General features: G+C 44.0%; 20 protein-coding genes and 1 pseudogene. 5 read left to right on the top strand and 16 right to left on the bottom strand.

Annotated features, from left to right (window positions below; all coding sequences use genetic code 11):
- Positions 1-153 precede the first annotated feature (153 nt).
- Together AAFP11_RS11850 and AAFP11_RS11845 are read right to left on the bottom strand one after the other, a co-directional pair.
- On the bottom strand, positions 154-1,110 hold the full coding sequence (locus tag AAFP11_RS11850; protein WP_341737250.1) for an Hpt domain-containing protein: 957 nt from the start codon (positions 1,108-1,110) through the stop codon (positions 154-156).
- Between the two features lie 237 nt (positions 1,111-1,347).
- Positions 1,348-1,602 (bottom strand): hypothetical protein, encoded by a 255-nt coding sequence (locus AAFP11_RS11845; RefSeq protein WP_341737286.1) that lies wholly within the window; start codon positions 1,600-1,602, stop codon positions 1,348-1,350.
- Positions 1,603-1,845: 243 nt separating this feature from the next.
- On the opposite strand from AAFP11_RS11845, the gene AAFP11_RS11840 reads away from it, so the two are divergent.
- Entirely contained in the window at positions 1,846-2,529 is a 684-nt protein-coding gene (locus tag AAFP11_RS11840) for a DUF1345 domain-containing protein (protein ID WP_341737249.1), read from the top strand.
- 133 nt (positions 2,530-2,662) lie between these two features.
- Here the strand turns inward: AAFP11_RS11840 and AAFP11_RS11835 are convergent, their stop codons facing one another.
- The 4 genes and pseudogenes from AAFP11_RS11835 to AAFP11_RS11820 all read right to left on the bottom strand — a co-directional run bounded on the left by AAFP11_RS11835 (position 2,663) and on the right by AAFP11_RS11820 (position 6,718).
- On the bottom strand, positions 2,663-3,058 hold the full coding sequence (locus AAFP11_RS11835) for a hypothetical protein (protein WP_341737248.1): 396 nt from the start codon (positions 3,056-3,058) through the stop codon (positions 2,663-2,665).
- Between the two features lie 392 nt (positions 3,059-3,450).
- A pseudogene (locus tag AAFP11_RS11830) lies at positions 3,451-4,588 on the bottom strand (ATP-binding protein).
- Between the two features lie 275 nt (positions 4,589-4,863).
- Positions 4,864-6,042, bottom strand: coding sequence for a M20 family metallopeptidase (locus AAFP11_RS11825; protein WP_341737247.1), 1,179 nt, complete (start codon positions 6,040-6,042; stop codon positions 4,864-4,866).
- 76 nt (positions 6,043-6,118) lie between these two features.
- Entirely contained in the window at positions 6,119-6,718 is a 600-nt protein-coding gene (locus AAFP11_RS11820) for a glutathione S-transferase family protein (protein WP_341737246.1), read from the bottom strand.
- A gap of 275 nt (positions 6,719-6,993) precedes the next feature.
- Here AAFP11_RS11820 and AAFP11_RS11815 point away from each other — a divergent pair, with 275 nt between their 5' ends.
- Positions 6,994-7,614, top strand: a complete 621-nt coding sequence (locus AAFP11_RS11815; protein WP_341737245.1) for a Uma2 family endonuclease — start codon at positions 6,994-6,996, stop codon at positions 7,612-7,614.
- 51 nt (positions 7,615-7,665) lie between these two features.
- Here the strand turns inward: AAFP11_RS11815 and AAFP11_RS11810 are convergent, their stop codons facing one another.
- The 3 genes from AAFP11_RS11810 to AAFP11_RS11800 all read right to left on the bottom strand — a co-directional run bounded on the left by AAFP11_RS11810 (position 7,666) and on the right by AAFP11_RS11800 (position 11,389).
- Positions 7,666-8,631 (bottom strand): glycosyltransferase family 2 protein, encoded by a 966-nt coding sequence (locus AAFP11_RS11810; RefSeq protein ID WP_341737244.1) that lies wholly within the window; start codon positions 8,629-8,631, stop codon positions 7,666-7,668.
- A gap of 151 nt (positions 8,632-8,782) precedes the next feature.
- On the bottom strand, positions 8,783-10,720 hold the full coding sequence (locus AAFP11_RS11805) for a hypothetical protein (RefSeq protein WP_341737243.1): 1,938 nt from the start codon (positions 10,718-10,720) through the stop codon (positions 8,783-8,785).
- 192 nt (positions 10,721-10,912) lie between these two features.
- A complete protein-coding gene (locus AAFP11_RS11800) occupies positions 10,913-11,389 on the bottom strand; it encodes an anti-sigma regulatory factor (RefSeq protein WP_341737242.1) in 477 nt (158 codons plus the stop codon).
- Positions 11,390-11,818: 429 nt separating this feature from the next.
- On the opposite strand from AAFP11_RS11800, the gene AAFP11_RS11795 reads away from it, so the two are divergent.
- A complete protein-coding gene (locus AAFP11_RS11795) occupies positions 11,819-12,955 on the top strand; it encodes a SpoIIE family protein phosphatase (protein WP_340522587.1) in 1,137 nt (378 codons plus the stop codon).
- A 247-nt stretch (positions 12,956-13,202) separates the two neighbouring features.
- Here AAFP11_RS11795 and AAFP11_RS11790 read toward each other — a convergent pair whose 3' ends face one another.
- From AAFP11_RS11790 to AAFP11_RS11770, 5 genes are all read right to left on the bottom strand, one after another.
- A complete protein-coding gene (locus AAFP11_RS11790; RefSeq protein ID WP_340522588.1) occupies positions 13,203-13,523 on the bottom strand; it encodes an STAS domain-containing protein in 321 nt (106 codons plus the stop codon).
- A gap of 95 nt (positions 13,524-13,618) precedes the next feature.
- Positions 13,619-14,263 (bottom strand): helix-turn-helix transcriptional regulator, encoded by a 645-nt coding sequence (locus AAFP11_RS11785; protein WP_341737241.1) that lies wholly within the window; start codon positions 14,261-14,263, stop codon positions 13,619-13,621.
- A 129-nt stretch (positions 14,264-14,392) separates the two neighbouring features.
- Entirely contained in the window at positions 14,393-14,941 is a 549-nt protein-coding gene (dps, locus tag AAFP11_RS11780) for a DNA starvation/stationary phase protection protein Dps (RefSeq protein ID WP_340522591.1), read from the bottom strand.
- Positions 14,942-14,999: 58 nt separating this feature from the next.
- Positions 15,000-15,260, bottom strand: a complete 261-nt coding sequence (locus AAFP11_RS11775) for a sulfiredoxin (RefSeq protein WP_341737240.1) — start codon at positions 15,258-15,260, stop codon at positions 15,000-15,002.
- Between the two features lie 239 nt (positions 15,261-15,499).
- Positions 15,500-16,099: an IS607 family transposase gene (locus tag AAFP11_RS11770; RefSeq protein WP_341737239.1), complete on the bottom strand. Its 600-nt coding sequence runs from the start codon at positions 16,097-16,099 to the stop codon at positions 15,500-15,502.
- 99 nt (positions 16,100-16,198) lie between these two features.
- On the opposite strand from AAFP11_RS11770, the gene AAFP11_RS11765 reads away from it, so the two are divergent.
- A complete protein-coding gene (locus AAFP11_RS11765) occupies positions 16,199-17,842 on the top strand; it encodes a SpoIID/LytB domain-containing protein (RefSeq protein WP_341737238.1) in 1,644 nt (547 codons plus the stop codon).
- Between the two features lie 203 nt (positions 17,843-18,045).
- Here AAFP11_RS11765 and AAFP11_RS11760 read toward each other — a convergent pair whose 3' ends face one another.
- A complete protein-coding gene (locus AAFP11_RS11760; protein ID WP_341731310.1) occupies positions 18,046-18,345 on the bottom strand; it encodes a ferredoxin in 300 nt (99 codons plus the stop codon).
- A gap of 195 nt (positions 18,346-18,540) precedes the next feature.
- Complete coding sequence (locus AAFP11_RS11755) at positions 18,541-18,708, bottom strand: hypothetical protein (RefSeq protein ID WP_341737237.1); 168 nt, start codon at positions 18,706-18,708, stop codon at positions 18,541-18,543.
- Positions 18,709-18,718: 10 nt separating this feature from the next.
- Between AAFP11_RS11755 and AAFP11_RS11750 the strand changes: the two genes are divergently transcribed.
- On the top strand, positions 18,719-19,759 hold the full coding sequence (locus AAFP11_RS11750; protein ID WP_341737236.1) for a Gfo/Idh/MocA family oxidoreductase: 1,041 nt from the start codon (positions 18,719-18,721) through the stop codon (positions 19,757-19,759).
- Positions 19,760-19,837: the final 78 nt, after the last annotated feature.

The raw sequence follows: 19,837 nt of genomic DNA, 5'->3' as shown, positions 1-19,837 counted from the left end.
CAGAAGGAGAAAGGAAGATGGAAGATGGAAGATGGAAGAAGGAAAATGCCACAAAATCCATGATTTCTGCAATTAAGAAATTCCTAACAGAGAAATTGGCCCTTAAAAAAGCCTTCAAACCTAACATCCTTCCACCTTCTAGCATCCCAAGTCCTAGGGAGAAGATTTGATAGCGTGAATCAGTAACTTAGCTATTTCCGAGAGTTGCTTTTTGTTAAAAGTTTTGAGCAAAAGCTTGACTACCGCCTTCGGTTCCGCAGGAAGTGCTATGGACTCAGACGCTGGGGCTGTTGCTGGAACGCTGGCCGCTACTTGTGGGGATGCTGCCAAAAGCAGTAAATTTTTACTCGGAGCGATCGCCTTGACTTTCCCCCCTTGCACCAAATCACCAGCATCCTTAAGTTCCTTAATAATCAGTGGAGCTAACACTTTATAAGAGTTTTTCGGATTGGCGATCGCCACTCTAGCGGTTTTGACTAAACTTTGCCAACTTTCGATACCAGTTCCCAACTTATACAGACGAACACACAAATCAGACAACTGCTGGCGAGTAGCAGCCGACTCTTTACCCTTGAACACCTGCAACATTTCTTTGAGTAAAACCATCACCGAAGCTGTAAAATTTGTCGTCGAGACTGTGGGAGCAGCCCCAGACGAACCAGACGAACCAGCAACCCCAGCAACTTTGCCAGAAACTAAGTTATTGAGGTGAGTTTCCAGTTGAGCAAAGGCCGGCATGATTTGCTGGACCAGTTTCTCTCCCTCTTCATTCCTCAAGCCAAAAGGCCCCGACATCCGCTGCACCAAATCCTTAAGGGTATCAACTCCTTTGAGAAACAAAGATTCTGCTGTTTGGTCAACCTGTTTAACGGGCCCGTCCTTGAGAATCTTAAAACAATCTTCCAATCTGTGAGCGGTTGTTTTAATACTATCCAAGCCCAGCATCGCCGCCCCACCTTTGACTGAGTGGGCGGCTCGAAACATCTCTTGAAGGCTTTCGGGGTCTTTCATCGTGGACTTTAAATCCACCAAACCATTTTCTAGAGTATCGAGGTGCTCCTTAGCCTCCTCTATAAATAAACGTAAAATTCGGTCTTGCTGGTCTGACACAACAGTCCTCCTAACAATCTCAGCACCCTCCAGAAAGCACTCCTAACCAGGAAAGTAACGCGACTCATACCAAGAGTCGGAATCTCCTATGCAAGATATTCTAGCCTCAACAGCTAGCACAGTCACATTGTGGTCTTAAGAATCCCTGTTGCTTCAGCACAGGGAGTGTCAAAATACTGGTTTGCTCCGAAGGTTAGATTCCATCGAACTGGTGGGGTGAGATGCGGAAGATTGATTCTACAGTTCTGAGGGAGTATCGGGAGCCACCTCTATGCCCATTCCTGATTGCATCATCTGCTGATCCGTAATCAAGTCGCTCAATTCCTGGAATTGGACGCCGATGTTTTGGCAAGCCAGCTTGAGTTCGCGATCGAATTTATTCATGTCACTACCATAGCCACAAAGTTGGGCTGCTGTGGCAATGCCTTGTGGGGCGTTGGCTTTGGCGCAGTCGATTAATTCAATGCCTTTGAGGGGTTGGGAGGATGCCATAGTGTTAAACCGCAGATGAAGATTTTTTCCTACTGTATCCAAAATGTTGAGGGCGATCGATCTATCCAAAGGCATGAGAAATATAGCAGAAGGAAGGTTTTTGAAGTACACCGCGCGATCGATCTATCCGTGTCTTTAGTGCACTTCATAAACCTGGCTGACAGATTTTTGGGCAACAACTGCCAAAATAGCAGTAGTTGGGATTCCTAAATTTACACCCAGCCTAACTTGGTATAAGTTCTTGTGAAAAACCAGTCTCTATCTAAGATGCACTGGCTCTGGAAAGTCCGGCATCGCCTATTAGTGTCCGTTCTCTTCGCTATTGCAGTTGCATTTCTACTGCCACCTGACTATCTGTGGTTGACCAGGGCTCTGTGCATTTGGGACGCGGGCTTGATCAGCTTCTTGAGTTTGACCTTGGTGTTAATGCTCCAAGCCACTCCAGAAATGATGCGCCACCACGCACAACAGCTCGACGCCGGCCGCTTGGTGATCCTCAGTTTGATATTGGCAGCAGCTTGTGCTAGCGTGCTAGCCCTAGTCTTCCTACTGCAAAATACCAAAGGTCTGGACTCCCATTTGCTAGTTCTGCATATGGGGCTGGCTGCCCTGACAATTTTTGGGTCTTGGCTGCTGGTGCATACTGTCTTTACCATGCACTATGCCCACGGCTACTACCAAAACCCCAGAAAGCCCCATAGCAAATCTGAGCCAGTGAAGGGTTTGGATTTTCCGGGCGACGAGGCACCTGACTACACGGATTTTCTCTATTTTTCGTTTGGGGTTGGGATGACTTGCCAAGTTGCAGATGTGCAGACGACTTCTCGGTCTATGAGGTCTTTAGTTTTGTTGCATAGTGTGCTGTCTTTCTTTTTTAACACGGCTATTCTGGCGATGAGCGTCAATATCATTGCCGGATTGAGCTAAAAAAATCATACAATCTAGATACTTGTCAATAGGTAAGTGAGAACTTTTACAAAAAAAGTCGTCAGTTTTGCATTTCTATCTGCTATGTCTAACAACTGTTTTGCTTCCTTTCCCATTTCTTTGGCTCTCTGATTTATATCTTCCACCTGCTTAATTTTTTCGTTATCACAGGAAAAGCAAAATCTTGCTTGAATTGGTCACGCGATCGATTAGCCCCAGCTAGTAGGTCATCAAGAGCAACCACCGATTCTATGCCCACAACTATTAAAGCTTTCGGCGGTTGCTCTTGGACGGCATTCAGAATGGTTTGATGAAGTATTTTGGTGGCAGGTTCGAGGACTAATTCTTGATATTCAACAGTAGATAGATCGCGCAATTTTTCCAGCATCGCATAACGCAAGCTAGCATAATTGCAGCACACTAAAGTCAAAGAAAAACTTCCTTGAAACCGGGCGATAGTCCGTAGTAAAGTGGAGAGCGATCGCTCATTTTCTGCGGTAACATCTTCGGCGCGATTTGAGTTTACCATAATGTTAGAAATAAAGGGGATATTTAAGGGGTATTTGGTATGAGATCCCCCCTAGCCCCCCTTAAGAAGGGGGGGACTGGAAGCCGTCAAAGTCCCCCTTCTTTCCCCCCTTCTTTCCCCTCTTCTTTCCCCTCTTCTTTCCCCCCTTGGGGGGGTAGGGGGGGTAGGGGGCAGGGCTGTTTCATTCTCAAACAAATCATCGTTTTGTAGGGGTAGTGGATGGTGCGTGCCTACCCTCCTCATCCACGATTTTGTATGTGTTTCAGAGATTGGGGCGGGCACTCTTGGCACCGCCCCTACAAGAGAATGAAACAGCCCTTGGGTAGGGGGGGTAGGGGGGGTGGAGGATGCGAGGGGGATCGAGACTAGGGAAAAATCGAATGAATATCATCTCAACAATTTTGCTGCTGCCACAGCTTGAATTTGTCAGTTTCCATCAATAGCGGATTCAACGCAAACCAAGTTTTTTCATTGTCTACATATTCAAAAACCCACAGGTTTCGCAGCAAATCTTGGTATTCTTTATCTCCATTAATGGTTTGTTCTTTCACCACCTTAAATAGTAATTGCCACTCATCATTATCAATGCCGCGACTCACACTGTCGCGGGAACTGCGAATCACTGATTTCAAAACATCTTGGGAAATGGGAGGGTCATCTTGCTGCAAACAACCAAACAACATCCCCATCAAGTTTCGCAAATGACCGCCGCTGACTCGGCACAATTCATCTAAAGTTTCAGGACTGTCAAAAACTTCCGTAATTAATGTCATATGTTCCTCGGTTGACGCATCAGGAAAAGCCCGCGACATCACCATGCGCCGCAGCAAATTCATCCCCTCCACACATTCGCTACCGTCTCTATTTTTTACTGGCACCATCGGCAAAACTTTTGGGTCAACTCCGCCTCCCAATCGATTTTTCAAAATTTCACTTTCATTCCCAAAAATTAATCCCAGTGGCAGGGTATAAACTAAATGGCAATTGAGTTTGCGCAAGTCATCTCCACGGTTAATAAAGATATATTCTGGTAGCAGTATCCCCGCTGCATTGGGTCGAGAAACTATCCGGTCTAAGTTGTCAACAATCACCACCAATCCTTTTTTACCCTGCTGCTTAAGCTGATTAATTGCGACATCAATAATTTCTTGATTAAAAGGAAATTTTGCCCTCTTCCAAACTTTGGGTGACTCTCCGTGCGATCGCCAACATGATATCTGTCAAATCAAGATCCATTTCATCGAGGTCTTTTGTTGACTCCAAGTAAACTACATGAAATCCCTCATCTGTCAACTCTTTTTGGAGTCGCGATAATTCAGTAGACTTGCCGCAACCAATATGTCCGGTGAATAATTGGCAAGTCCGTTTATCTGGTGAAACGCGGGTAATTGTTCGTTTGAGTATGTTAATAATTTTGCCACCGCGCACTGCCGCAAAATCAATGTAGTAGCGCATATCTTCGGCATTTTCTAACATGAGGGAGTGACTGGGATTGCAGGCGTCGCAGAATTTATTAAAATCTAGAGTCATAATTTTTTAACTAATGATATTGAGTGCGATCGATCGACCGTGATTTCTGTAGGGTCAGGTTCGCTTTATTCTCCCATATAACACTAGATAGCCAATAAACGCGCCTGACTTTTTAGCGAACCGCAAGGAAGAGAAATATATATGGCTATCTAGTGGGGTGGGGGCGGGTTTTTGAGATTGTTAATTATTGGCAGGTATTCTTGGTGAACCCGCCCCTACAGGAATTATGTCTATTTTACCGGAGATGAGATGATTAGATCAATAACTAATGACTCTCACTTTTGTTTCCAATATTTGTAAGCAGCACTGGCCAAGGTGACAACCCCAGTAATTATGGCCGCTTCATCCACCTCAAATTGCGGATGATGGAGAGGATAATTTGGTCGATCTTTTAATCCAACTCCCAGGCGAAACATGGTTCCCGGTGCGTGTTCTAAATACATTGAAAAATCTTCCGCGCCGAGGGATGGTTCTGGTAAAATTTGGACGCGCGATCGACCTAAAGCTTCCAAAGCCGCTGCTTCGAGTAATTGGGTGAGACAGGGATCGTTTTGCACTCCCGGTACACCACGTTTATAGTTGAGTTCATATTTTGCGCCGTAAGTTTGACAGACACCGGCCACAATTTGCTCGATCCAAGCTGGTAGTTTTTCGTAGGTTTCAGGATGGAGCGATCGCACCGTGCCTAATAATTTTACGCGATCGGCAATCACGTTAGGTGCTCGTCCCCCACTAATTTGCCCGATGGTTAAAACCACAGGCCTCAATGGATTTTGCATTCTACTAATCGCCTGCTGCAAAGTAGTAATAATCTGCGAAGCTATCCAAATTGCATCGATCGCCTCGTGGGGACGCGCGCCGTGGCCGGATTCACCCATGACAATCAATTCTAGGTCATCGGCCGCCGCCGTCAGTGCCCCGTGGCGAATTCCCACACAACCGCCGGGAATCGTCGGAAAAACGTGCACTCCCAGGATGCCCTCAACGTCTTTCATCGCCCCATCTGCAATCATCCAACGCGCGCCTTGGGCTATCTCCTCCGCCGGCTGAAATAAAAACCGGACGTGACCAGGTAATTTTTCTTCCAACTGAGCTAATATCATCGCCGCGCCCAAACCGACGGTGGTGTGGATGTCGTGACCGCAAGCGTGCATGACTCCTGGGTTTTTCGAGGCAAATTCCAGGTTTGTGCGTTCTTGCATCGGCAAAGCGTCCATATCGGTACGAATTGCTAGCCAGCGCGACTGGTTGCTATGGCCTTTGATCTCGCCGATGACACCGGTTTTGCCAATTCCTTCGATCGCATGAACTCCACTGGAAGCTAAAACACCAGCTACATAGGCCGCTGTTTGATATTCTTGCCCGCTGAGTTCGGGGTGAGAGTGGATGTGGCGGCGGATTTCGATTAAGCGAGGTGCAAGGGTAGTAGCTAATTCAAGAATGCGGGCAAGCATGAATTTATTTGGGGATGGCGGTACAAACGATTTTCAATTAGGTTAACGCAAATGTCCCACGAACAGGCAACCGGGCTTAAGTTGCGATGTTAATATATCCGGGCTGACTTTTGATGCGATCGATCCAAGATTCAATTGCTGGAAATCGTGTTAAATCAAATCCTCCCTCCGCAGCAACGTGAGTATAAGCAAATAAACCGATGTCAGCAATGGTATAGCGATCGGCTACAAAAAAGTCATTTGTTTCTAAATGCCGTTCCATCACTCCCAAAGCAGCATAACCCGGTGCTTGTTTTTGCTTAAGCGCTTCCTGGAATTCCTCACTTTTACCAGTCAAATACCAAAAACGAGAAGTTGCAATAAAAGGTTCGTGGCTATATTGTTCAAAAAACAACCACTGCATGACTTGAGATCTTTCAAATTTATCATTGGGAAAAAACTCAGTCCCTTCGCTCAAATAAAACATAATTGCATTGGATTCAAATAGAAATTTGCCCGGTTCTATTTCTAACACCGGAATCCGCCCGTTGGGATTTTTCTTCAAAAACTCCTTAGTTCGACTTTCTCCTTTGAGAATGTCAATTTCCAGCGTGGCAAAGGGAAGATGAAGCTGAGTTAACAGCAAGCGGATTTTGTAGCAATTCCCCGACATCGAATATTGGTAAAGTTTCAACATTCTTTTTTTTATACCGCAGAGGACACAGAGAACACAGAGTTAATGTTCACAATTTATGATTTTAGCATTATTCTGTTATAATTATAATATTTTAATTACACTACCTAGGAGCTACGAGCAACGTTGACTATTGTAAATATTTATTGAATAAATTTAGTTTGGTTGCATCCACCTTACAAGCGTCCATATACAGGGTAGGGAGTTGCTTGATAAATGCGCGATCGCTTACCTGATTTCTATTTTTTCAAATACCAATATCGCCGGAGGAATTTTCAATGATTTTTCAACTACAACCTCAATTCATGACTCCCCAAGAATATCTGGAATGGGAAGAACAACAACCCATTAAATATGAATACATGAATGGAGAAGTCTTTGCCATGACTGGGGGAATTCTGCCCCATAACTCAATTGCCATAAACATTACATCTGCACTCAAAAATCACCTGCGGGGTAAAGGTTGTAAAGTCTTTATGGCAGATGCCAAAGTGGGAGTTTCACAAAATGGTCCATTTCACTATCCAGATGTGATGGTGAGTTGCGATCCGCAAGACCAAAGAGCCCGTAAAGTTATTTATCATCCTTGTTTAATTGTCGAAGTGTTATCTCCTGGTACAGAAGCATTCGATCGCGGCAAAAAATTTAGAAATTACCGTCAAATTGAAAGTTTAACAGAATACGTTCTAATTGAAGCCGATCGCCTGAACGTCGAATGTTACCGCATAAATGAAAAAGGCAAATGGGAACTCACTGCTTATTCCCTTGACGCAACAACTATCGACGCTACAGAAGTAGAAGTTGATTTTCCCAGCGTAGATTTCCGTTGTCCGATTTCTTTGCTGTATGAAGATGTGGTTTTTCCTGAAGAAAATACCGCAGATTCTGCCGATCGCTAATTGAGGTGTCTCAAGAGCGATCGCATCATTTAATCAAAAGCAGATGGTAGTTTATTTGTCAGTGCGATCGTTCGAGCGATCGAAACCCGCAACTTCTGCCAAAGTATAAAGCGGCCGCCCCTTTACCTCCTCATAAATCCGCCCTACATACTGACCCAAAATCCCAATACTCACCAACTGTACCGCACCTAAAAAGAAAACCGCCATCATCACAATTGTCAAACCAGTTAATGCCGAATTTGGATAAAAAATCCGCCAATACAAAATCAAAAAAGCCATTAATACAGATACAAATGCAGCAAATAATCCCAAATAAATCGAAAGTCTGAGGGGAACTTTTGAAAAAGATACTAAACCATTCATTGCTAAACTCAAAGATTTTCTAAACGTATACTTCACCTCGCCGGCAAAACGCGGATCACGTTCAAATTTAACTGCTGTTTGCTTAAAACCAATCCAAGCCCGCAGTCCCCGAATGTAACGATTTCGTTCTGGCATGGCGTTGAGTACATCGACTACACAACGATCCATCAAACAAAAATCTCCTGTATCTATGGGAATATCAACATCGGCAAGATGGCGCAAAATGCGATAATACATATAAGCTGGCAACCGCTTAAACCAACCTTCTTTATGCCGTTGAGTGCGTTGAGCGTACACAACGTGATAGCCTTGTCGCCATTGTTCTACCATATCTATAATCAACTCCGGCGGGTCTTGCAAATCGCCGTCCATTACTACTACAATTTTACCTGTAGAAAAGTTTAAACCAGCAGTCACGGCTATTTGATGGCCAAAATTGCGGGCAAAACTGAGGTAAGAAATGCGTGCATCTTTTTCATGCAATTCTCGCAGAAGTTCCAAAGAGCGATCGCGACTGCCATCATTGATTAAAATTAACTCTACTGGTCCATCCATCCGAGCCATCACCGCACTAATTCGCCGGTAAAGTTCCGGGAGAGTTTCTTCTTCATTATAAATAGGAATTACTAAGGAATATTTGGGTATGCTTTTCATGATAGTCGATGTTTTACTTCTGCTTTTTAAGTATTATATCAATTCCGGTTGTATCGGAATGATTAAACCACAGAGAACACAGAGGACACAGAGAAAGAGAAGAGAGAAATAGTAATTCCGATGTCAACGGATTTGATATTAAATCACCGATCTATTTTTTCATAAATACGCTCAGGGGTGCAACGGAAAATTTTTGTACATAAGTTTGATTTTTGATAACCATTTCTTTTCCTGGTGGGCGCTCTTTTTTGCTAGCTTGGTAAATTATTGCGCAGGGAATAAAGCTCTTGTAGGGTTCAAAATTTAATTTTTTCTCGACTACAGGATCGATGGTAGAGATATGTTCAATCCGAGGTGCTGGTTTTCCCGGTTCTTGAAAAAGTACCCACAAGGGATATTCCCAGGAATTTTTAGTCCAAAATGATAGTCCTATATTTGTACAGTTTTGAGTTTTGATAAAATCTACTGTTTGATTGTAAGAATCCTCGATTTTCGGCCTACTTGTAAAGTAAAGTTCATTTCTGGTTGTATTAAGAATGTTACTTTCTCCTAGCAAAGGTCGAAATTTGTTATGAGAAATCCAAGGCAGGGACATAAATATCAAAATTCCGGCAATATAGTTGGCTATTTTATGATTTGATAATTGTGATATTGTCATTCCAAACAATGGTGCGAATAATACAAAAAATGTCATGTGGTGGCGACTTTGCCAAGGCTGAAATTTAAGGATTAAACATATTAGTAAAAATGTACTTATGGTAGCCACTAAATAAATTATTATTAAATTGGTTTTTCGGATTTTTTCGTTGTTTAAAATTAGAATAAAATTGGCAATTATTAGCCCAAAATGAATGGGATTGGTAGCATTATTTTCATTGAATGACGGTGTAGTTAGAGCATAGACTTGTCCTGGAGGCCAGGTGATTCGCGGATCATTTGGCAGAATACCTAATATTTTGTGCAGCATTTTAACTACTGCGACAATTAAGCCATTAATTTGGGAAATACTGGTGCCGGTGTGCATGGCTAAATTTCTAATTATATTTGACCCAAAAGTGGGGAGGCTAAATATTTCGATTTTGTATTCTTTAGTAAAATCTTGAGGAGCGCCGATCGCGTATCCAAACAAATCATAATTTCGCCAATAATGACCTAGATTCAGGAGAATAGTTACAGATGCTATCATCAAAATGGGTGGCAACATTTTTTGATGAAAGCGCTTAATTCCTACTATTAAAAACCAGATTATAAAAGGTAGTGAAAATATGTAAGCTGTGGTTTTTGTCAAGCAAGCTAGACCCAAGCTTGCACCAATTTTGAGAGTGTTAGATAGAGTAATTCCTGCTGACATTCCCGCTAAACCGCAGCAGACAAAACACACTACCCAAAAACATACAGCATAGTCGTTTTGGGTGCTAGAACCTTGGAGGATTCCCATGGGTAAAGTTGCAGCAAAGACGCTGGCAAAAACTTGACCCCGCAAGTTCGCTCCCAGTTGCTGAGCAATTAGAGAAACGCCGATCGCACTGCCAACCATACTCAACCATTGTATCAGATTCGCAAAGCGATCGCCCCCGCTTAAAATCTGAAAGTGCATAATCGCAAATTCTGCCCCAGGCGGGTGATACAATTGCGGTACATAGGATGTTGGATAATGCTCGACACTCCCATTTTGCATCCAGTGAACCACCCGACTCATGTGATATGTCATGGAATCCCAATTGTTAGGTGGCGAAACTATAGCTATTAAACCAATGGTCACAAAAATCAATGATATACTTGCTAGTAAACCTACTAAAAAGCGGGGTATTTTAATTTGATGATTTAGTAAATAATTGGGCTTGATATTTAAACTTTTTAGATATATGATTAAAATCACAATATCGGCGGATAACCACAAGTAAAATACCGAATTAAAAGCGAGGGATTTGAATAAGCTTAAAATTTCCGTAGATAAAGCAATCGCCACTCCCCATGCAATCGCAGCAGATAAAACCGCACTGCGCCAACAATTATTTATTTGCTGGAATATCAAAAATAAAATTAGTAAATAAACCAGGGGAAGCAAGCCGAATATATCTGTAGTCATAAGGTTTATACTACGGTGGTTATGTATTAAATTTTGTTAATACTGAAGGCGGCCGTCACGCAAGGGTTGTCGAAGTCTTGAAACCGCTACCGAGTTATCCCCAAGTCCGTCGCCAGGGGCTTGCGTCTGGTTTTTTGCTCAGAGTTTTTAGGGGTGGGAAGAGGGGCCTTAACCCCTACCTCCCTAAAAATATTAGTCTTCTTTTCGATCGTTCAGACAGGGGGAGTAATTTTTGACGATCAACAAACAGTTTCGTCCATCAGCGGTTCTCACATAACTGAGAGTATCACCGATGTCTTTCATTAATTTTAGACCCCGACCACCCGGAGCTTCAATATCTACTGTTTCGGAAATATTTTTGATTTTTGCTTCTAAATCAAAGGGTTCGCCGCAATCCCAGATTTTAATCTCTACAAATTCAGGGAACACTACCACCTGAATTTCCACAGGTAAATCTGCTGGTTTGCCATTATGGGCGTGACGGACGGCATTGGTAAAGCCCTCCGCCAAAGCCAACTGGCACCTGATCCAAACACTTGTGGGAATTCGCGACTCGTACAATTTTGAAAACCACGACAAAACGCGGTCTAATCCATTTAGACCCGTATTGACTTGAAGATCCGCTTTCTTGAGCATCGGCAACTTTTCGTAACCTTTCAATTCAATCAATCTCAGCTAATGAATAATTTCACTGGCTGGTGGGCAAAATACAACAATACAAAATAAAACTACAGAAAATACAACGGTCGCAAAATTCAATGATAATTTGAGGGTAGTAGTTTCGAGGGGCAGGCAGTATAGATATTTAATCCACTAATCGGTTAAACAGGATACCATATGTAGGGATTCGATGTCAACCAGGGCCGGGGCAAAATAAAAGTCTATAAAAATTTATATTTTGAATATAAACTGAGTGAAGTTCGATCGCGCCGAAATTTCCCTCAAATTTAAACGTAAATTGAACTCAAAGGCCCGCTGTCAACAGCAATTACCTAGAAAGCGATGTTATTAGACTATACTCAATCTCAGACCAACGCGCTGACAGGATATATTTTGAATGACCCCCAGACCTTGAAAGACTTGTAGTACCTGAGTGCCATGTTTCAAATTCTGGTTATAGACGATGATACTGCGGTTCAAGAACTGCTCAGAAGAACCCTGAAAAAACAGGGTTACGAAGTAACGGTAGCAAGTAATGGCGAAGACGGTGTAGCACAGGCGCAAAAACTGTGTCCGGCTTTGATAATTTGCGATTGGATCATGCCACGCTTGACAGGCATCGATGTGTGCCGTCGAGTCAAGGCCGATCCACATCTGTCAACTACACAATTCTTTTTGCTGACTTCTTTGGGGTCGATCGCCGATCGAGTCAAAGGACTTGATGCCGGTGCCGATGATTTTATCTCCAAACCCATTGAACTCAACGAGTTGCAGGCGAGAGTGCGGGCCGGACTAAGGCTGCACCAACTCAGCCGAGACTTGAAAATTGCTAAGCAAAGTCTGGAAGCAGAACTAGCTGAGGCGGCGGAATATGTGCAGTCTTTATTGCCAGATCCGATGGTGGAACCCGTCAGCATTGAGTCAAAATTCATTCCCTCCCGTCAGTTAGGAGGAGATTGCTTTGACTACAACTGGCTAGACTCGGATTATTTGGCGATTTATTTGCTAGACGTCGCCGGACACGGTTTGCGGGCGGCCCTGCCTTCTGTGGCAGTGTTGAATTTGTTGCGATCGCGCGCCTTACCCAACATTGACTACTACAAACCCAGCGACGTTTTGCGGGCGCTGAACACCACTTTCCAGATGAGTTATCAAAATGACAAGTATTTCACCATCTGGTACGGGGTGTACAATCGGATCGATCGCCAGTTAGTCTACGCCAGCGCCGGTCATCCCCCGGCGGTGTTGATTTCCCAGTCCCCCACTAGCAATGCCAAAGTCCAGCAACTGAAAACCCCCGGAATGCCCGTCGGGATGTTCCCAGAAGCCCGCTATGTCGATAACACCTGCCATGTCGAGGATTTGAGCACTCTCTACATCTTTAGCGACGGGGTTTACGAGATTCACCAACCTGATGGCAATATCTGGGGGCTCGATCCTTTCATTGATTTGTTAGCAGCTTACAACGGTGCAACTGCCGACCAGTTAGAGTTAGTTTTGAGCTATGTTCAAAAGTTGAACGCTAAAGCCGTGTTTGATGATGATTGGTCTTTACTCAAGATCAATTTTGGGTGATGCCGATAGCTGGAGGAAATATGCAGAAGTCCGCAAGGTTTGACTCTTACGGACTCTTAAATATTTGACTTCAATTTTCCAGTCGGTTAGCGAAGCTTTAAACTTAGGATCGATTAATTCTAAGTTTAAGGCAGAAGCGATCGGTTTGGAAGATGAAACCAGCAATTTTCGACACTTCTAGTTGGCCTGCATAGATTGACCGAGATTTAGTTGACCTCAGAAGTTAGCAGCCAAAAGATCTAGTTATTTAAAGCGCAATCTTGCTATTAAAAGCATCACGGGTGGCAAATATCTCAAAAACTCGATCCATACTGGTGAGTTCAAATAAGATGCGGATTTGCTCGTTGATAGAACAGACGACTAACTGACTCCCAGCGGCCCTGACTGTTTTGAGCGCCAAGACTAAAGCGCCCAAACCAGAACTGTCCATAAATGTCACGTCTTGGAAGTCTATTAATACGACATCGGCTCCCGCTTGCACGAGGTCGCTAATCTCTAGGCGGAATTGACCGGCCTTGGTGCCGTCTAAAATACCAGAGGGTTGAATAATTTTAACTACAGGACTCATATTTTGCGGTGGGAATGTCAGAATTTCTAGCCAGACTACGTTAGTATAGCTGCGAGACGGACTCCGATCCAAATACCTAGCATAGACCTAGATATCTAATCGATCGCTCCTGCTGGGATCACCTTGGCACGGTAAAGCAGTTTTTCGCCTTGTCTGTATCCGGTATAGCGTACTGTCACCTGTTCTCCCGGCTGGGCTGTTCCGGCTAGCAGTTGATGCTCTTGTGGATTATAGGGGATGGAGGTTCCCACAGGGGCGATCGACTCTACTCCCCAGTGCAGCAACAATTTTTCGACAGGCCGTACCAAAGGCAGTAATTTGACTGCTGGTAACTGCTGGTTTTCCTGAGCTTTCCTCGCTGCTGTCGGCCACTGCAACATCCAGGATTCTAAAATCTGCAAGCTAGAAAGCTGGAATTCCTCCATCAAAGACGATCGTTGAAGATCCAGTCTAGCTTGCAGCCGCTGATATTCTTGTTCTATGGCTGTCGGTGCCGGCTGCTCTAACTCTACAGAACCAGGGGCAAAAGTTGCCAGCAGTTCGTTTAAGGAAATTTTCAAGGCTTGACTGATTTTCAGCAGGATATCTGCTGACATTTGCAAGGCTAAGCCCCGACGCAAACGGCTGAGCTGAAGTTCACCAACTCCTGCTGTTTGGCTGAGTTCTCGATCGCTCTCTAGCCCTGCTTGCTGCATCAGACATTGTAGTTGAGGAGCGTAATCTGGAATCTTGCTTACCACAAAAAAGCCATCCCAATTAATAACTTAATATATTCTTTATAGTAATCGGTCAAGTGCCACAACTCCATTTTGAGAGCGGGTCAGAGAACCCGCTCCACCATTATGGTCAAAATAGTTAATCAGTAGCGATTACAAAGCTACTTTTTCTGGGGTAGCCGAGGCTGTAGTTGTCGCAGCAGCTTGCAAGTGTGCTTCTAAAAACCACAAGCGCTTGTCAATTGTCCGCGAAATTTCAGTATATAAGTCAGCGGTATCAGCATCGCCGAGTTCCCCTGTTTTATCGATGGCTACTCGCAGATGTTTAGCATAAGGTGCGTAGCGATCGGCCAAAGCAGTCACGTACTCTTTGCCATCTAAAATATCAAAAGGAAATTCTGGCAAAATCGAATCAGCCGCCGCTGTACGGGCTGTTCCTACAGCCAAACCCCCCAAAGCCGTCACCCGTTCCGCCACCGTATCAACATAATCTTCGAGTTCTGTTGCCATTTCATCAAATAGCAAATGCAACTGATAAAAGTCCATGCCTTTGACGTTCCAGTGAGCTTGCTTGACTTGGGTTTTCAAGTCGAGAGTCGTTGCGAGGGTGGCGTTGAGCAGCCCAACTATTTGAGAGCGGGTTTCTGCTGGCATATCGATACGAGTTGGATAAAGATGTTGTTTGTGGTTGTTAGGACTCATAGCTTTTGTACCTTGTGATTTTTGACTTAAAAAATTTAGAGTGCGATGTTTCCTGAGCTCACGCTAGGTGCATCTGCAACACAGAACGGGGAGCACGGCGGACTTTACACGGGATTGTTTCTAAACCGAGGCGTTGACAAGCTTCGTATCGGTGACAGCCGGAGAAGCCGTAATATTGACCATCTACTTCTAGCACGTCGATGGGCTCGTTTAAACCTATCTCTCGGATGGATTCCATCAGAGCGATGACTTTGGTGGGGTCGTTGACTCGCGGCAGGGGGCGGCGAATCTGGTTGAGGGGTATTTCTTCGATCCTCATGGCTCCTCTTTGTTGCTGCTAATTAAATCATACTCGTAATGACTTCGACTTGGCAAGTAAAATGTATCACAGTTGCTTGAGCTCGGTCAGGATGTCCACTACAAGCTCAGCTAAAATCAAAACTGCTAAATTTCCACTATCGGAATAGTTAGCAGCATTCTAGAGATTTTTGGATTGAAAGGCTAAGCCGTCAATTTCCACAAAACGATGTTCGGTGGATTTAATAATGTGTCTCTCTGCTAGCTGCATTCAGACTCTCCATTTTTTAATTCAGCAATGATTCTTTCTATTTTTCGTGCAGCGGGGCGTTGTCCGTAAAGTCGCGCTGCAAAACTCGTAACTACTGCCACCAAATCTTGCATTAATTCATCTTGACCGTTGTCAGTTAAATTGACAATTTCTAGTTTGACTCCTAATCTCACCAGAAGTACATCTAAATAATGTGTTCCGAATCGAGCCAAACGGTCTTTGTGTTCAACCAAAAGAATATCGTAATCATCTTGTTGCAGGAGTGTTTCTAACTGTTTTCTGTGGTCGTTCAATCCACTACCAATTTCTTTGACATTTCTGACAATTTGATAACCGTTGGCAATTGCGTACTCGGTTAATCGCTCTGATTGGCGGTTGAGATTGTCTTTGTTCTCAGAAGATGAGACTCGGCTATAAATAGCGACTCGGTTTTTCTTTGATTCAATTGATGGCGCTGGCGGCGAGTAGTCAACTATAATTAGACCACTTTCCGTTTGTCTTGCTGGATGTGGCAGTTTATTGGCTTTCCACCAGCGCCATGCGGTTGTGTAACTTATGCCTATGGCTTTTGCGTAGTCAGGTAGTTTCATTTCGTCCTCCTGACTATATAATACTACTTCTGCTTACTACTGCTTATAATCTTATTAAAGTTTTACAATACAAAAACTGTGTGGATTCAAACATCTAAAATGCCCAATTGCAAATGGTTTAGCTCAATTTCTAGCGCTGCGATCGCAGCGTTGTGCCTGTGGCCGCTCCCTAGCACTCCCGCCACGGCCCAAAGCCCCCAAAATCGAGAAATCAAAATCGGTGTAGTACAGCGGTTTGGCACGAAAGCAACGGATAAGTTGACCCTGAAAGCCCTACCCGGTGACAGCTTAACTTTAAGTTACAAAACTCCTCAAGGTATAAAAACCGCCCAGGTTCCTAGCATCAAGCTAGAAATCGCCGCGAAACCGCTGGAAACACCAGCAGTAGAAGAACGAGTGGTATTAAGTTCCCACCGCAGTTTTGAAAGTGCAGAAGATAGTGCTAATCAATGGCGAGCTAAGGGAATTGAAGTAGAAATTGCTCAACCTTTGCGCTGGCAAGTTTGGGCAAAAAGAGATAATTATAACTCTCCTTTAGTGCGACGTTTATTATTGCAAAGTTTGCAGGAACAAGGGAATAAAACTGCTTTTTTGGATAGCAAAGTTTTGCCCACAATCCCCCAGGCATTTTGGGTTTTAAACGGTTTTCGTTTTAACCGCAATGAGTTAGATGTGACGGCGGGTAAAAATGTGATTGAGGTTCTGGAACAGACTACTCAAGAGGCGACAGCTACTGAAAAAGAAAAAGCTATTCAACAAACTCGCCTTTATGGTGGGAGTTTGCACCTACAGAAAAATGCTTATGGCACTTATACTTTGGTCAATGAAGTGCCGACAGAAACTTATTTACGGGGAGTAGTGCCGCACGAAATTGGCGCTTTTTCGCCCTATGCTTCCCAGGAAGCACAGGCTATTTTGGCGAGAACTTATGCCCTGAGAAATTTGCGCCGTTTTGCGATCGATAATTACGAGTTGTGTGCTGATGTTAACTGCCAAGTGTATAAGGGTTTGACGGAGGTTTTTCCGCAAACGGATAAGGCGATCGCCAAAACTAGCGGTTTGGTTCTGACTTATCGTCAGGAGTTGGTTGATGCCCTTTATTCCGCTTCTAGTGGCGGCGTTACTGCGCTTTTTGGGGATGTGTGGCACGGCTCGGAACGCCCTTATTTGCGATCGATCGTGGATGCGCCTCAGAATATTTGGGATTTGTCGAAGCAGAGTTTGTCTGATGAAAACAATTTTCGCCGCTTTATGAGTTTGAATAAGGGGTTTAATGAGGAAAAACAAGATACTTTTCGCTGGCGCGAAGAAGCTTCCTTAACATCAATTGCTGGGTTTCTCAAACAGTATCTTCAGAAAAAACAGCATCCTTTGGCGAATTTTAAAACTATTAGTCAGGTAGCGGTGGTGCAAAGGTCTCCCGGTGGTCGAGTTTTGAAAATGAAGGTAGAAACTGACTTGGGGACAATCGATATTGATAAAGATGAGATTCGCAATGCTTTTTTCCCTCCCATCAGCACTTTGTTTTACCTAGATCCGATTTACAATCCCGACAAAACCCTCAATGGCTATGCTTTTGTCGGAGGTGGCTTCGGACATGGGGTGGGAATGAGTCAAACGGGTTCTTACAATTTGGCTAATTTGGGCTGGAGTAGCGATCGCATTCTCAGCTTTTATTTTCCAGGCGCTCAAGTTGTCCCGCTGAATGATGGGATTACATTTTGGCGACCTGAGAATCCATAGGCATCAACAATAATTAGTGTAGAACAAGTATCCAACCTATTCTTAAAAAGCTTTTTCCCAGATGTCTAACATATATTTAGGGACATGGCACTGCCATGTCCCTAACTGACATTACCTCTGTTTGACCAGATTTCAGTCTAGCCATCAGCTCAAACAACTATTGATTAATAGCTTGGAGTGACAGCCGAAGGCTGAGGCTGTTTTTAGTACAGCGATTCTTCTTTGTGAGTTTCGATGGTGCAATCAGACTTAGGATAGGCGACGCAGGTGAGGACAAATCCAGCCTCAATTTGGTCATCATCCAAGAAAGATTGGTCTGATTGATCGACTTCCCCTTTGGTGATTTTGCCGGCACAGGTGGAACAAGCACCAGCGCGACAAGAGTACGGGAGGTCTAGTCCTGCTTCTTCGGCAGCGTCGAGAATGTAAGTATCCTCGTCAACTTCAATGGTTTGGTTAATTCCTTCAGCTTCGCTGACGAGGGTAACTTTGTAAGTTGCCATGCACTAATCCTCTCAAAAATTCAACAAGATATATAAGCTTTCCTAATGGAAACTTCAAAGCTCTATTAGCTCTGAGGTTTGCTCTTAGGTTGGTTCTCTCTCTGATAGTAGGGGAAATAAGGGAGGTTGCAACACTCATTTACAAAAAATTTGAATGGGATTAGTTATAATTTTTTCTAATTTCATCTTGATTACTTATACCTGCTGTAGTTTCTCGGCATGAGGAGGAAATGTATAGTTGAATGGCATCAAGATTTGGGTCGAAAATCCCGCGATCGCATTTTTGCACCAATTCAAGATTTGGGCGATCGAGCTGTAAAGCTTTGTGGCGCTTGTTTTTAGCAATTTTTGAAAATGTGACATCTAAAATCCTATGACTAATATTGATACTCGATCGCCTTTTTCGGTCAATGCTCCAATTAGGGTGGGGATTGTGGGCACTGGTTTTGCTGCTAAGTTGAGAGCCGAGATGTTGCAAACTGACGCCAGAGCTCACTTAGTGACAGTGGCGGGTCACACCCCCGACAAGACGGAAGCATTTTGTGAAGCCTTCGGCGCGGAGGCTGCGGTTTCTTGGCGCAAGTTAGTGGAAAGGAACGATTTGGATTTGGTGATTGTGTGTACGGTGAATCGGGATCACGGGGCGATCGCGATCGCGGCCTTGGAAAACGAAAAGCACGTTGTGGTGGAATATCCTCTATCTTTAGATATATCTGAGGGAGAAAGGGCGATCGAGCTAGCCACCCAAAAGCAAAAACTCCTGCACATCGAACACATAGAATTATTAGGTGGCTTACACCAAGCCATCAAAACATCTTTGCCCTTAATTGGCAAAGTTTTTTACACCCGCTACGTTACTATTACAGCTCAACGTTCAGTACCTAAGCGTTGGACTTATCAACATTCGCTATTTGGGTTCCCATTAATTGGTGCAATTTCGCGACTACATCGATTTACCGATTTGTTTGGAGAAGTGACAAGCGTGAACTGTCAAACTCAATTTTGGGACACTCAGCCAGATTTTTATAAAGCTTGTTTGTGTAACGCCCAGTTACGCTTTGCGAATGGAGTTTTTGCGGAAGCTGTTTATGGAAAAGGCGAAACTTTTTCGCAGTCGGAAAACGTTTTTACAATTTACGGAGAAGAGGGAACGCTGGTTTTTACTCCCGAATCCGGTCAATTAATTCAGGGCGAAAATAGACAAACAATAGAAGTTGGAACGCGGCGCGGTTTGTTTGCTAAGGATACAGATATGGTGTTGGAATACTTGTTAAATGGTACGCCTTTGTATGTGAATAATGCTAGTAGTTTGTATGCTTTGAAGGTGGCAGATGCGGCAAGGCGATCGAGTGAGATCGGGCAAAGCGTAGCTGCGGGTAAAAAAGCATCAATTAAGCGGGCAGAAGATTCGTGAGGCGACCCACTCTATCTCAGGACAGATGTAAAGCCGAGATTATTTGTATTCAATACTACTAATTAACTAAACTTTTAG

The organism is Microcoleus sp. CAWBG640, from assembly GCF_020883015.1.
In the GTDB taxonomy this organism is placed as follows: domain Bacteria; phylum Cyanobacteriota; class Cyanobacteriia; order Cyanobacteriales; family Microcoleaceae; genus Microcoleus; species Microcoleus anatoxicus.
Note: the sequence above shows the minus strand (reverse complement) of the source record. Positions and strands in the feature narration are given on the sequence as shown.